The following is a 12552-nucleotide window of genomic DNA, read 5'->3' as shown; positions in this document are numbered from 1 at the left end:
GATGGAGGGGACAATGAGCAGGAAACAGCGAGCGGAGATCGACGCGATGTTGCGGCGCCCCCGACCCGAAGGCCCTCAGTCGGTGGAGGAGATCCGAGCCGGATTCAGGGCGATGATGGCCGAGATGATCGTCCCGCTCGGGATCCGCACCTCGTCCACGACGCTCGGCGACCGGCCCGCGCTGCTCGTCGAGCCGGTCGACGGCCCCCGCGCCGGAACGATCCTGTACTTCCACGGTGGCTCCTATGTGGTCGGCTCGCCCGAAACGGCGCTGTCGCTGACGGGGAACCTGGTGGTCCGGACCGGATACCGGGCCTTCTCGCTGGACTACCGGCTCGCTCCCGAGCACCCGTTCCCGGCCGCGATCGAGGACGCCCTGAGCGCCTACCGCGCACTTCTCGACAGTGGTGAAGATCCTTCGATGATCGCGTTCGCCGGAGACTCCGCCGGCGGTGGACTCACCGTCACGACCTGCCTCGCCGCCCGCGACGCCGGCCTGCCCATGCCCGCCGCGCTCGTGGCGTTCTCCCCCGGGCTCGACGCCACCCGGACGGGAGAGAGCATGGACGCCAAGGCGGCCATCGATCCGTTCTTCACGCGCGAGTCGCTGGAACAGACCGCGGCCATGTACCTCGTGGGACAGGACCCGCACCAGCCCCTGCTCAGCCCGGCCGTCCTCGCCGACCTGGCCGGTTTCCCGCCGATGCTGCTGCAAGCGGGCACCAACGAAGTGCTCCTGGACGACTCCACACGCACGGCCGCGCGCGCGAGGGCGGCGGGAGTGGACGTCGTCCTGGACATCACCGCCGACGTGCCCCACGTGTTCCAGGCGTTCGCCGGCGTTCTGGATGAGGCCGACGAGGCACTGGATCGCGCGGCCCTGTTCCTCAGCCAGCACCTCCGCGTCCGGGACACCGCGGATACGCCCGGGCGGCCGGGGAAACGATGACACGAACCATCACCGTCGTCACTCCGGCGCATCCGCCGAACGCGCCGTTCTTGAGCGAAGCGTACGAATCACTATGCGCTCAGGTGCTTCCGCGCGGCTGGGATTGGCAGTGGGTCGTCCAGGAGGACGGCGAAAGCGGTCTGATCGAGTCCGCGCTTCCCGAGGACCCGCGCATCACTTTCGGCACCACTCCGACCAGCGGCCCGGCGGTGACCCGTACGACCGCGTTGGCTCACGGCACCGGAGAACTCGTGCGCAACCTCGACGCCGACGACCGCCTGCTCCCCGGCGCGCTCTTCCGGGACATCGCATTGCTGGCGGACAGACCGGAGATCGGCTGGACCGCGTCTCGGGCGCTCGACCTTCTCCCCGAGGGAACGACCAGGAGCCACGAGGAGAACGATCTTCCAGAAGGCGTCATCGAGCGTGGGGCGGTCCTGCGCGCCTGGGAAGAGCAGGGGTGGATCCTCCCGTTGGTGCCGGGAACCCTCTGCATACGGCGTGGCCTCCTGCTCGCGCTCGGCGGGTGGATGGCGCTCGACACGTCCGAGGACACCGGGCTGGTCATCGCGGCGAACGCCGTGGCCGACGGGTACTTCATCGGGGAGCCGAGCATGCTCTACCGCCAGCACCCGCACCAGACCACCGCGCGGGATTCTCACACCGACCCACGCAGACGACACCAGAAACGCCTGCTCATCATCGAGCGCGCACAGGCGCTCGCTTCGCTCGGCGACCGGCGCCCCTGAGACCTTCGGACTCTGGGGCGTGGGCCTGGTGCCCGCGGTGACGCCGGACCGGGATGTCCTGGCCGCCGGGCCCGCATAGCATCTGCACGTGCGGATCGGGCGTTCTGGAAGGGATCTCGGTGGCTGACGCCGATGATGTGCGCCGGTTGGCGCTGGCTCTGCCTCACGTGGTGGAGATCGACAGTGACGGCTTCGACTTCCGGGTGGCCGGCAAAGGGTTCGTCTGGTCCTATCCCGAGCGCACGCCCGGGAAGCCGCGCCTGATCCGAACCGATATCGCGGTGCTCTTCGTCGGCGACGAGGCCGAGAAGCAGGCTCTCCTGCTCGGCGAGCCGGACGTCTTCTTCACCGCGCCCGGCTACGACGACTTTCCCTTGGTGATGCTGCGCCTGGCAGAGGTGGACGTCGAACGTCTGAGGGAGCTCGTGACCGACGCGTGGCGGATGCGCGCGCCGGATGATCTCGCCGCCGACCTCGATGAGGCCGACGAGTCGAGGCCGGCCCTCGGGGGAACCTGACCCGCGGTCATGCCTGTCCTGAACCGGACAGGATGCGATCCTTCGGGGGCCACGGAGCGTCGTAGTACTCATGAAGAAGCTTCTCGCCGCCACGGCCGTGACCGCGGCGGTCGCCGCCGTGCCCGCCGTCGCGTACGCACGGACCGGCGGCAAGCTGCCGACCTGCACCGCCACGTTCGTGGATCACCCCGAGAACGCCTCGCCCGCGTGGGCGCTCGATGACTTCACGCGGACGACGACGTTCGAGCCGGGCGACACCGACGGCACGTGGAAGGTGCGCATCCGCGACCGCGGGAAGTTCACGACGATCCCGGGGACCACCTCCGACAGCGGCGACCCGATCCAGGCGAAGGTGACGGGTTCGTTCCGCGGCGACGGCGACTACACGGTGACGAGTGCCACCGGACCGCAGTGCGCCGACACCGAGCACTACGAGGGCACGGCCGGTCCCGCGACGGCTCAGTGGCCGCTGCACTACTTCGCGGCGGACGCGACCACGAGCGGCATCGACCCGTGGCGGTGGGTGTACCGGACGTACTGCGAGCGCCTGGTGGAGGACAGCCGGTACCCCAAGGTGGACGGCCACATCACCGGGAAGGACTGCCCGAGGCCGACACCGACGCCCACGCCGACGGATTCGGCTCCGGAGCCGTCCCCGTCGGAGCCGGAGCCGTCGGCGAGTGAGACGACGCCGAGCGAGGAGGACACATCGTCTCCGGCGACCGAGGCTCCTGCGGCGTCCCCGTTGAAGAAGCAGCCGCACTTCACCGGCTGACCCTGTTCGGTCAGTCGAGACGGAGGGCGGCGGCCAGGAGGTCGGAGACGTGCGGGGTCGCGCGGGAGTAGTCGCGGGGCGGCGCGATCTCCTCCAGCAGCGCGGCCTGCCGGATGCGGTCGATCCGGAAGATCCGTGGCGCGTCGCGGAGCCGGCACCAGCCGATGAGGTGCCAGTCACGGGCGCCGGCGACGAACGCGGCCGGTTCCACCTCGCGCTCGGTCCGCGTGCCGTCGCGGCCGGCGTAGGCGAACCGGACGACCCGGCGGGTGGCGACCGCCTCCTCCACGACCGCCGCGGCGGGTACTTGCGGGGCGCCGTCGAGGATCAGCCCGCGGATCCGCTCGGCGAGTCGCCGGTCCTCCGGGCCCTCCGCCGCGGACATGGCCGCGACCATCTTCAGCAGGGCGGTACGGCCGGAGGAGGCGAAGGGCGACGCGCCGTCGCGGCCCACCGCGGTGGCCAGGGCCACGGCCTCGGCCGGGGAGAGAACGACCGGCGGCAGGGTCCCGACGGTGTCCAGGAACCAGCCGGTTCCGGCCGCGTCGGCCTTGATGGGGACGCCGGCCTCGCGCAGCTCCTCGACGTCCCGCTCGATGGTCCGCTCGCCGACCTTGAGCCGCCCGGCCAGCTCACCGGCGCTGAAGGACCGGGGGGCGCCCGCACGAAGCTCCTCCACCAGGGCGAGCAAGCGGTCCGTACGGGTCACGAAACCGACCGTAGATCATTAGTCGGCCGATTCAAGCTGACGCGCCGGTTGGGTCACGGTATCGCCAAGGCCGTACGGAACGGCGTCACGGATCCGCCCGGGAGCGCAATGACGGCCCCGGTGCGGACCCGGCCGGACCTACCGGAATGATCTGAACCGGTTCCCCGAGAGAGAGGCGAAGGACGTTGCTCGCGGTTTCGATGGACACGGTGCGTGTCTTCCTGCACGTTCTGGCGGCGACCATCTGGGTCGGCGGCCAGGTGACCCTGGGGGCGCTGGTCCCCGCCCTGCGCGGCTATGAGGGCGTGACCAAGGTCGCTGCGCGCCGTTTCAACGTGGTGGCGTGGCCCGCGTTCGCGGTGCTCGTCCTCACCGGCGTCTGGAACATCGTCGCGCTCGACCACCCGAGCGACGCCTACCGGATGACGCTGAACGTCAAGATGGTCTTCGTGGTGCTGTCCGGCGTGGCGGCGTTCCTGCACATGCGCGCCACCTCGAAGCGGGGGCTGGCGATCTGGGGCGCCCTCGGGGCGCTCGGCGCGCTGGTCGCCCTCTTCTTCGGCGTCCAGCTCGGCTGACCTCCGCGCCGGACGCTACCGCGGCGCACCGGACGGTCGCGCCCGGCGGAACGAACGCGCCCGCGCGGTCGTCGCCCGGCCGGACTCCGCCGTCATCGCTCGCCCGCCGCCCAGTACGACGGCGGGCGCCCGTACCGTTCGATGACGCGCCGGCGCAGGCCGGGGTCGTCTCGCGGCACCGGCTCCAGGAAGACCTCGTAGACGTCCGGGTGGCTCGCGCGGAGCTCCTCGCTGAGGCGTACGCAGGCGCGTTCGACGTCGGCGGCGCCCAGGTCGTCGCGGAAGTCCAGCCGGGCGCAGACGAGCACCTCGCCGGTGCCGACGGTCATGGTCATCAGGTCGACCAGCGCCTCGATCTCCGGCGCGGTCATGAGGAGGCGTTTCACCCCCTCCAGGATCCTCGGCTGCGCCTGCCGGCCGATGAGCAGGTCGAGGTTGGTCCGGCCGAGGAGGAACGCCGCCACCGTCAGCACGACCCCGATGAGCAGCGAGGCGACGCCGTCCCAGACCGCGGAGCCGGTGACCTGGTGCAGGCCGAGGCCGGCTGCGGCGAGGAGGAGACCGATCAGCGCGGCCGAGTCCTCGTAGAGCACCGACTTGGTGGTCGGGTCGTCGGTGCTGCGCAGGAACGCGAGAAGCGACTGCCCGTCCGCGCGGGCCCCCTGCCGGGTCTGCCGGAACGCCTGCCGCCACGAGATGGACTCCAGCACCGCCGACACGGCCAGCACCAGGTAACCGACCAGTGCGTTCTTGTGCTCGGCCTCCCCGCCCAGGATCGCCTGCGCGCCCTGGACGAAGGCGAACAGCGCGCCCATGCCGAAGATGCACACGGCCACGAGCAGCGACCAGATGTACCGCTCTGTGCCGTGCCCGAACGGGTGCCGCCGGTCGGCGGGTCGCCGGCTCCGGCGCAGCGCGGTGAGCAGGAGGACCTCATTGGCGGTGTCGGCGAATGAGTGCCCCGCCTCCGAGGCCATAGACGCCGAGCCGGTGATCACCGCGGCCACCGTCTTCGCGAGCGCGATGCCGAGATTGGTCGCGAGCGCGAGGACGACGGTCAGCCGGCTCTCCTGCTGTTCCTGTTCCTCGACCACCTGCTCAGGGTTTCACGGGCCGACTCGCGTCACGGAACCGGACGTCCGATCACCGACGAGCCCACGCCGAGGACCGCCTCGGCGGCGGTGGCCAACTGGATCAGCCGCTCGAGCTCGGTCTGGTGGAACGGCGGGGCGGCCACGCGCGCGAGCAGCAGCGTCTGCCGGGACCGGCCGACCGGGACGAACGCGTAGCGGATCCCGTCGACGCCGGTGAACGCGCGGGCGCCGGACACGGGGACGACCGGCAGTGTGAGCGGATCGGGGGCCTGCCAGCTCGCGTGCACGACGAGCCCGTCCTGGTTCAGCATCGCGGCCCAGTCGCCACCGAAGATCTTGGGAACGGCCTCGACGAGGGCGACGACTCCGTTCGGCGGGTTGGCGGCGATCTGGCCGACCACCTCCACGTCGGAGAAGACGCCGGGCGCCTCGTGGGTCTGCCAGACGCCGTCGACCTCGACACCGCGGACCGAGACGAGGGCGTCGCAGAGGACGTCGAGTGACGCGCCCTTGGGCCACGAGACGGTGATGTCGTCGACCGCCCGGCCTCCGGAACGTTCCAACACAACGACCTGCACGATGTCGGCACCTGCGGCACCCAGCGTACGGGCGACCGTACCGAGCGATCCGGGTCGGTCCGGCAGCCTGAGTCGTATCCGCAAAAGCGGCATACTGCTCACCTCCTGGACGAACAGGCTGCCATAGTCACGTTTCAGGCATGTTGCCTGCGGATATCGGCCTCCGCATCCGGATCGGCAGGCGCTCTCCGGCGGCGGCAGGAATGCGCCCGAAGTCCGTTTCAGCGGGCGGGACCCCGCAGAGGCAGGCGTACGACGGCGCGAAGGCCGGGCGACGCGTCCTCGAGGTGGGCGTCGCCGCCGTGGGCGCGGGCGGTCTCGCGGACGATGGCCAGGCCGAGACCCGCGCCGCCCTCATCGCGGCTCCGGCCCTCGTCGAGACGGGTGAACCGGGCGAACACGCGTTCGCGGTCGGCCGGCGGGATTCCCGGGCCGTCGTCGGAGACGCAGAGCTCGGCCCGCTCGCCGGCCCGCGACACGCGGACCCGTACGCCGGTGGCCGCGTGTCGCATCGCGTTGTCGACCAGGTTGTCGACCAGGCGCGTGAGGCCCTTCGCATCGCCGTGAACGATCACCGGATCGCCGGCGTCCACGGTGACGGGAACCCGCGCGGCGGGATGGCGCTCCCCCGCCGCCCAGGCCAGCGCGGCCAGGTCGACGGCCTCGCGCGCCGCCGGCCGGACCCCGTGCTCGTCGAGCCGGGCCAGGACGAGCAGGTCGTCGGCGAGGCGGGAGAGCCGGAGCGTGTCGGCGAGCACGCCCGCCGCCGTCTCGGACCACCGCTGACCGTCCGGGTGGTCCAGGGCGACCTCCAGTTGGGCCCGGATACTGGCGAGCGGGCTGCGCAGCTCGTGGGCGGTGTCGGAGACCAGCGCCCGCTGCCGGGCCTCGGCGCGTTCGAGCCGGTGCAGCATGTCGTTCAGGGTGACCGCGAGGTCGTGCACCTCGTCCCGCGCCTCGGGGACGGGCAGCCGGCGGGACCGGGCCGTGCCGCTGATCTCCTCGGCGCCGCGCCGCAGCTCGGTGATCGGGCGCAGCGCTCCCCCGATCACCAGCCAGCCGGCCGTACCGAGGAGGACCAGGAGAATCGGCGCGCCGATCACCAGGATCCGCGAGACGGTCTTGAGGCCGTCCTGTACCTGCTCGAACGAGGTCGCGGCGATGACCGTCTCACCGTCGTCGGCCGGGAGGGCCACCACGCGCAGCACGGCGGGCATTCCGTAACCGCGCCCGTCCAGGAATCGCGCGCGGCCGTCGCGACGCGCCGCGGCCAGAGTGTGGGCGTCCAGGAGCGGGACGAGACGGTCGGCGCCCGGAGACGCCGCGCGGATCCGGCCCGTCGTGTCGACCACCTGGATCGTCATCGTGCCGCCGGCCGTCAGGATCGGATCGGGCAGCCGATTCGCGTTGATCAGGGTGACGACGTCCGAGGCGCTGCGCCGGGTGGAGGAGTCCAGCGTCGCGAGCATCGAGTGCCCCACCGCGAAGGCGAAGAGGCGCGCCAGGCCGAACAGCGCGAGCGCCAGGGCGGCGGCGGAGGTGAGGACCAGCCGGGCGCGGATCCCGCGTCGACGCCACCACCGGAGTGGGCCATGCCGCTCGGTCGGGCGCCGCGTGCGACCGGCCGCGGCCTTCGATCCGTCCGGACGGTCGCGGTGCCGTGGCGCGGGGTCAGCCACCGTCGGCGACCAGCAGGTATCCGGCGCCGCGCACGGTGCGCAGGGCGGTCCGGCCGAACGGCGCGTCGATCTTGCGACGGAGGTAGCCGACGTAGACCTCGACGGTGTTGAGGTCGGTGCCGTCGTAGTCCTCCCACACGTGTTCGAGGAGCTCCGTCTTGGAGATCACCTCGTCGGGCCGCCGGATGAGGTACTCCAGCAGGGCGAACTCGCGCGGCGTCAGCTCGATCTCCGCGTCCCCGCGGCGTACCTCGCGGCGGGCCGGGTCGAGCCGGAGGTCACCGACGGTGAGGACGGTGGGCCTGCGGGTCGGGCCACGGCGCAGCAGGGCGCGGAGCCGGGCGGCCAGGACGACGTAGGAGAACGGTTTGGTGAGGTAGTCGTCGGCGCCGAGGTCCAGACCGTCGGCCTGGTCGTACTCGCCGTCCTTGGCCGAGAGGATGAGGATCGGCACCCAGTTCTGCTCCTGGCGCAGCCGTTCGCACACGCGGTAGCCGGACAGGCCGGGCAGCATGATGTCCAGCACGATCGCGTCGTAGCCGCCCTCGCGGGCCAGGTGCAGACCGTCGACGCCGTCGTGCGCCAGGTCGACGGCGAATCCCTCGGCCTGCAGCCCGCGGCGCAGCGCGTCGGCCAACCGGCGCTCGTCCTCCACCACGAGAACCCGCACGCGCCCCTCCTTCCGGCCCGTCCCAGCATGACGGGGTTCACCGGCTCACGACGTCGTGCGCAGGGATGAATCGGGATACCTCCCGAGACGTACGGCTTTCTCAGCGTCCCCACAGGAACGGACTGACAGTGTTGCGGACATTGGAAACGAGCAGGGGGTCTCGATGGCATCCACGTTCAAGAGTTCGCGCGCCATCCGATGGGCGGTGCCCGTCGGGGCGATCGCCGTCGTCGGCGCGGCGGCCGGCGCCGGTCCGGTCATCGCCGCCGCACAGGGCAGGCCGTCGCTGCCGCCGAAGACCGCGGCGCAGCTCCTCACCGCCGTCCAGGAGGCGCATCGTTCGGGGAAGGTCCAGCCGTTCTCCGGCACGGTCGTCGAGAACGCGTCCCTGGGGCTTCCGGCGCTGCCGGGCATCGGTGGCGGCGGCACCTCGCTGATGAGCCTGTTGTCCGGGTCCAACACCGCACGGGTCTGGTACGGCGACGAGAAGCACGTACGGCTGGCGCTGCTGGGCACCGGCAGCGAGACCGACCTGATCCGCAACGGACAGGACGTCTGGGAGTGGAACAGCGAGGCGAACACCGCGACGTACCGGCGGGCCGCCGACAAGCCGGGAAGGCCGGAGAAGGCCGCGCCGACGGAGACGCCGCTGACGCCCCAGCAGGCCGCCGACCGGGCGCTGGCCGCGATCGACAAGACCACCGAGGTACGGGTCGACCCGACGGCTCGCGTCGCCGGGCGGGACGTCTATGAGCTGGTCCTGACACCGAAGGACGGACGATCACTCATCGGCCGGGTGCGGCTGGCGCTCGACGGCGGCACCTACGTCCCGCTGCGGGTGCAGGTGTTCGCGCGGGGTGCGAACAGCCCGGCGGCGCAGATCGGGTTCACGTCCGTGACCTTCTCCAAGCCGGCCGCGGCGAACTTCTCCTTCACGCCGCCCTCCGGCGCGAAGGTCGTGCGCCCCGACACCTCCAAGCCGGCGCCGGGCGCGAAGATCCCGGGCGGGAAGGGTCCGATCGCGAAGACCCTGCCGGGCAGGGCGCAGGCCGGTGGCCGGTCGGGCGACTCGTCGACGATCGGCAGCGGCTGGACCGCGGTGAAGCGGCTGACGCTCCCGCAGAACAGCGGGCAGCCCGGCCAGAAGGACCAGCGGGCCGGGATCCTGTCCGCCCTCCAGAAGGCCGCGACCCCGGTCAGCGGATCCTGGGGCAGCGGGCGGCTGCTGCGCACCAAGCTCGTCTCGGCCCTGCTCACCGACGACGGCCGGGTGTACGTCGGAGCCGTCACCCCCGATGTGCTCGAGCAGGCGGCGGCGCACAAGTGACCGCGGCCACCGAAGCGGGGGCGCCGGTCGCGGCGCCCCCGTCCCCCGCCGAGGGTCAGGCGATCGCCACACGTGGCCTGACCAAGCGGTTCCGCGGCGGGCAGCTCGCCGTGGCGGACCTCGACCTGACCGTCCCCCGCGGGTCGGTCTTCGGTTTCCTGGGCCCCAACGGCTCGGGAAAGACCACCACGATCCGGATGCTGCTCGGGCTGATCTCACCGACGTCCGGCAGCCACACACTGCTCGACGTTCCGATGCCGGACGGCTGGGCGACCGCGTTGCCGAAGGTCGGGTCGCTGATCGAGGGGCCGGCGTTCCACCCGCACCTGTCGGGCGCGGCGAACCTGCGCCGCTGTGACGCCGCCGACCGCACGGCCGATCCCGGCACCTCGCGCCGTCGGATCGGGGACGCGCTGGAACGCGTCGGGCTGACCGCCGCCGCGAGCAAGCGCTACAAGGCCTACTCGCTCGGCATGAAGCAGCGGCTGGGGATCGCGGCGGCGCTGCTGCGCCACCGGGAGCTGCTGATCCTCGACGAGCCGACGAACGGCCTCGACCCGCAGGGCACGCGGGAGGTCCGCACCCTCATCCGCGAGATCGCCGCCGACGGCACCACGGTGTTCGTGTCCTCGCACCTGCTCGCCGAGATCGAGCAGGTCTGCACACACGTCGCGGTGATGCGCACCGGCCGGCTCGTCGCGCAGGGCTCCCTCGACGAACTGCGGGCGGGCACCGGCGTCCGGATCCGGGTGGAGACGCCGGACACCGGCTCGGCGCGCGGCGTGCTGACCGGACTGGGCCTCACCGACGTACGCGGATCGGACGACGAGGTGAGCGCGGAGCTGGGCGGGATGGCGCCCGAACGGGTGTGCGCCGAGCTGGTCGGCGTGGGCGTCGCCGTACGCGGGCTGGCGGTGGTCCGGCCGAGCCTGGAGGACATGTTCGTCGAGCTCACCGGGGAGGGCTTCGATGTCGACGGCTGACCTGTCACGGCAGGCCGACCGGCGGGCGATCGCCGGGACGACGGACCCGCCGACGCCCGCGTCCGCCCGCCCGGAGGCCGGGACGGGATCCGCCGGCTCCACGTTCGGGCTGCGGCTGTTCGGCTCGGAGCTCGGGCTGGTGTTCCGGCGGCGGCGCAACCAGGCGCTGCTCGTCCTGCTCGGGGCGATCCCCGTGCTGGTCGGCACGGCCCTGAGGCTGAGCACACCGCGCCCCGACGACGGCGGCCCGCGACTGGTCGCCCAGGTCACGGGCAATGGCGTCTTCCTGACGGTCGGCTCGCTGTTCTTCGTGCTGCCGCTGATCCTGCCGTTGGCCGTCTCGGTCGTGTCCGGAGACGCGATCGCCGGAGAGGCCGGCACCGGCACCCTGCGATACCTGCTGGCCGTCCCGGCGGGGCGCACCCGGCTGCTGCTGGTCAAGTACGTCTCGTCGGTGGTCTTCTGTGTGGCCGCCGTCGCGACGCTCACCGCGACCGCGCTTGTCACGGGGCTGCTGCTGTTCCCGGTCGGACCGGTGACACTGCTGTCCGGCTCGACGGTCTCCCTGGGGGCCGGGACGCTCCGGTTGCTCCTCATCGCGCTGTACATCACCGCGGGCGTCGCCACGCTCGCCGCGATCGGCCTGGCGGTGTCCACGGTGACGGACAGCCCGATCGCCGCGATCACGACGACCGCCGTCCTGCCGGTGTTCAGCCAGGTGATCGACGCGGTGCCGCAGCTCGGATGGGCGCACCCCTACCTGTTCAGCCACTGGTGGTACAGCTACGACGACCTCCTGCGGGCGCCGATCGTCACCGACCACATCACGCGCGGGCTGCTGACGTTCGCCGCCTACACGCTGGTGTTCGGCTCGCTGGCGTGGGCGCGGTTCACGAGCAAGGACATCACCTGTTAACCCAGGCGAGGAGGTCCTCGGCGGCCATGGTGTTCACGATCCGCGCCGGGTCGACGCCGCAGCGGGCGGCCCGCTCGCATCCGTACGGCTGCCAGTCGAGCTGACCGGGGGCGTGCGCGTCGGAGTCGATGGAGAACCGGCAGCCCGCCTCGACCGCCAGCCGCAGCAGGCGCTTCGGCGGGTCGAGGCGCTCCGGCCTGCTGTTGATCTCGACCGCGGTCTCGTTCGCGGCGCACGCGGCGAACACGCGCTCGGCGTCGAACTCCGACTCCGGCCGCTTGTTCCCGCGCCGGCCGCCGCCCTGGACGATCCGCCCGGTGCAGTGCCCGAGCACGTTGACCCGGGGGTTCGCGACGGCGGCGAGCATCCGCCGGGTCATGTCCGGGCCCGGCATCCGCAGCTTGGAATGGACGCTGGCCACGACGACGTCGAGCTCGGCGAGCAGCGCCGGGTCCTGGTCGAGCGACCCGTCGTCGAGGATGTCGACCTCGATGCCGGTGAGGACGCGGAACGGCGCGAGCCGCTCGTTCAGCGCGGCGACGATCTTCAGCTGCTCGCGCAGTCGCTCCGGGGACAGGCCGTTCGCGACCTTCAGCCGCGGCGAGTGGTCGGTGAGCGCGATGTAGTCGTGGCCGATGCCGATCGCCGCCTCGGCCATCTCCTCGATCGGCGAGCCCCCGTCGGACCAGTCCGAGTGCGTGTGCAGGTCGCCGCGGAGCGCGGCGCGCAGGGCCGCGGCCTCCTCGTCGATCGGGGTCCCCTCGGTCGCCTCGAGACGGCGCAGGTACGTCGGCGTCTCCCCGCGCAGCGCCTCCCCGATGACCAGCGCCGTCACCTTGCCGACGCCGGGCAGTGCCTCCAGCGTGCCGGCCCGCGCCCGGGCGGCCAGCTCGTCGGCGGAGGTCCGCTCCACCGTCTCGGCGGCCCGCCGGAACGCCCGCACCCGGTACGTCGCCTCGTGCGCCCGCTCCAGCAGGAACGCGATGCGCTTCAACGCCTCGATCGGCTCCATCCCCCACTCCTACCC

At 72.2% G+C, this 12552-nt stretch carries 14 protein-coding genes; 8 read left to right on the top strand and 6 right to left on the bottom strand.

What is annotated here, in order from left to right:
- Positions 1-13 precede the first annotated feature (13 nt).
- From AB0L00_RS12730 to AB0L00_RS12715, 4 genes are all read left to right on the top strand, one after another.
- Positions 14-949 (top strand): alpha/beta hydrolase, encoded by a 936-nt coding sequence (locus AB0L00_RS12730; protein WP_364432326.1) that lies wholly within the window; start codon positions 14-16, stop codon positions 947-949.
- Positions 946-1698, top strand: a complete 753-nt coding sequence (locus tag AB0L00_RS12725) for a glycosyltransferase family 2 protein (RefSeq protein ID WP_364432324.1) — start codon at positions 946-948, stop codon at positions 1696-1698. The genes AB0L00_RS12730 and AB0L00_RS12725 overlap by 4 nt, the downstream gene beginning before the upstream one ends.
- Positions 1699-1817: 119 nt before the next feature.
- Positions 1818-2216: an MmcQ/YjbR family DNA-binding protein gene (locus tag AB0L00_RS12720; protein WP_364432321.1), complete on the top strand. Its 399-nt coding sequence runs from the start codon at positions 1818-1820 to the stop codon at positions 2214-2216.
- Positions 2217-2286: 70 nt separating this feature from the next.
- Positions 2287-2991, top strand: a complete 705-nt coding sequence (locus AB0L00_RS12715) for a hypothetical protein (RefSeq protein ID WP_364432318.1) — start codon at positions 2287-2289, stop codon at positions 2989-2991.
- A gap of 10 nt (positions 2992-3001) precedes the next feature.
- On the opposite strand, the gene AB0L00_RS12710 is transcribed toward AB0L00_RS12715, so the two are convergent.
- A complete protein-coding gene (locus tag AB0L00_RS12710; protein WP_364432315.1) occupies positions 3002-3700 on the bottom strand; it encodes a WYL domain-containing protein in 699 nt (232 codons plus the stop codon).
- Positions 3701-3900: 200 nt separating this feature from the next.
- Here AB0L00_RS12710 and AB0L00_RS12705 point away from each other — a divergent pair, with 200 nt between their 5' ends.
- Entirely contained in the window at positions 3901-4278 is a 378-nt protein-coding gene (locus AB0L00_RS12705; protein WP_364432312.1) for a hypothetical protein, read from the top strand.
- Between the two features lie 92 nt (positions 4279-4370).
- Here AB0L00_RS12705 and AB0L00_RS12700 read toward each other — a convergent pair whose 3' ends face one another.
- From AB0L00_RS12700 to AB0L00_RS12685, 4 genes are all read right to left on the bottom strand, one after another.
- Entirely contained in the window at positions 4371-5372 is a 1002-nt protein-coding gene (locus tag AB0L00_RS12700; protein WP_364432309.1) for a cation diffusion facilitator family transporter, read from the bottom strand.
- A 29-nt stretch (positions 5373-5401) separates the two neighbouring features.
- Positions 5402-5950 (bottom strand): amino acid-binding protein, encoded by a 549-nt coding sequence (locus AB0L00_RS12695; RefSeq protein WP_345364076.1) that lies wholly within the window; start codon positions 5948-5950, stop codon positions 5402-5404.
- 221 nt (positions 5951-6171) lie between these two features.
- A complete protein-coding gene (locus tag AB0L00_RS12690; RefSeq protein WP_364432306.1) occupies positions 6172-7629 on the bottom strand; it encodes a HAMP domain-containing sensor histidine kinase in 1458 nt (485 codons plus the stop codon).
- The gene (locus AB0L00_RS12685; protein WP_364432303.1) at positions 7622-8299 is read right to left on the bottom strand and encodes a response regulator transcription factor; all 678 of its coding nucleotides are present in this window, start codon (positions 8297-8299) and stop codon (positions 7622-7624) included. The genes AB0L00_RS12690 and AB0L00_RS12685 overlap by 8 nt, the downstream gene beginning before the upstream one ends.
- Before the next feature lie 163 nt (positions 8300-8462).
- Here AB0L00_RS12685 and AB0L00_RS12680 point away from each other — a divergent pair, with 163 nt between their 5' ends.
- From AB0L00_RS12680 to AB0L00_RS12670, 3 genes are read left to right on the top strand one after another with little or no spacing between them, the layout of a single operon-like run.
- Positions 8463-9626 (top strand): sigma-E factor regulatory protein RseB domain-containing protein, encoded by a 1164-nt coding sequence (locus AB0L00_RS12680; protein WP_364432300.1) that lies wholly within the window; start codon positions 8463-8465, stop codon positions 9624-9626.
- The gene (locus AB0L00_RS12675) at positions 9623-10609 is read left to right on the top strand and encodes an ABC transporter ATP-binding protein (RefSeq protein WP_364432298.1); all 987 of its coding nucleotides are present in this window, start codon (positions 9623-9625) and stop codon (positions 10607-10609) included. The genes AB0L00_RS12680 and AB0L00_RS12675 overlap by 4 nt, the downstream gene beginning before the upstream one ends.
- The gene (locus tag AB0L00_RS12670) at positions 10596-11525 is read left to right on the top strand and encodes an ABC transporter permease (RefSeq protein ID WP_364432296.1); all 930 of its coding nucleotides are present in this window, start codon (positions 10596-10598) and stop codon (positions 11523-11525) included. The genes AB0L00_RS12675 and AB0L00_RS12670 overlap by 14 nt, the downstream gene beginning before the upstream one ends.
- Here AB0L00_RS12670 and AB0L00_RS12665 read toward each other — a convergent pair.
- On the bottom strand, positions 11515-12537 hold the full coding sequence (locus AB0L00_RS12665; protein WP_364432293.1) for a PHP domain-containing protein: 1023 nt from the start codon (positions 12535-12537) through the stop codon (positions 11515-11517). The genes AB0L00_RS12670 and AB0L00_RS12665 overlap by 11 nt on opposite strands.
- Between the last annotated feature and the right edge of the window lie 15 nt (positions 12538-12552).

It is taken from the genome of Actinoallomurus sp. NPDC052308 (assembly GCF_040679195.1).
GTDB lineage: Bacteria > Actinomycetota > Actinomycetes > Streptosporangiales > Streptosporangiaceae > Actinoallomurus > Actinoallomurus liliacearum.
Note: the sequence above shows the minus strand (reverse complement) of the source record. Positions and strands in the feature narration are given on the sequence as shown.

What these genes read in the sequence shown, in the direction of transcription:
- AB0L00_RS12730 (WP_364432326.1), top strand. Translation starts at nt 14, where the DNA reads ATGAGCAGGAAACAGCGAGCGGAGATCGACGCGATGTTGCGGCGCCCC.
- AB0L00_RS12725 (WP_364432324.1), top strand. Translation starts at nt 946, where the DNA reads ATGACACGAACCATCACCGTCGTCACTCCGGCGCATCCGCCGAACGCG.
- AB0L00_RS12715 (WP_364432318.1), top strand. Translation starts at nt 2,287, where the DNA reads ATGAAGAAGCTTCTCGCCGCCACGGCCGTGACCGCGGCGGTCGCCGCC.
- AB0L00_RS12705 (WP_364432312.1), top strand. Translation starts at nt 3,901, where the DNA reads ATGGACACGGTGCGTGTCTTCCTGCACGTTCTGGCGGCGACCATCTGG.
- AB0L00_RS12680 (WP_364432300.1), top strand. Translation starts at nt 8,463, where the DNA reads ATGGCATCCACGTTCAAGAGTTCGCGCGCCATCCGATGGGCGGTGCCC.
- AB0L00_RS12670 (WP_364432296.1), top strand. Translation starts at nt 10,596, where the DNA reads ATGTCGACGGCTGACCTGTCACGGCAGGCCGACCGGCGGGCGATCGCC.
- AB0L00_RS12665 (WP_364432293.1), bottom strand. Translation starts at nt 12,537, where the DNA reads ATGGAGCCGATCGAGGCGTTGAAGCGCATCGCGTTCCTGCTGGAGCGG.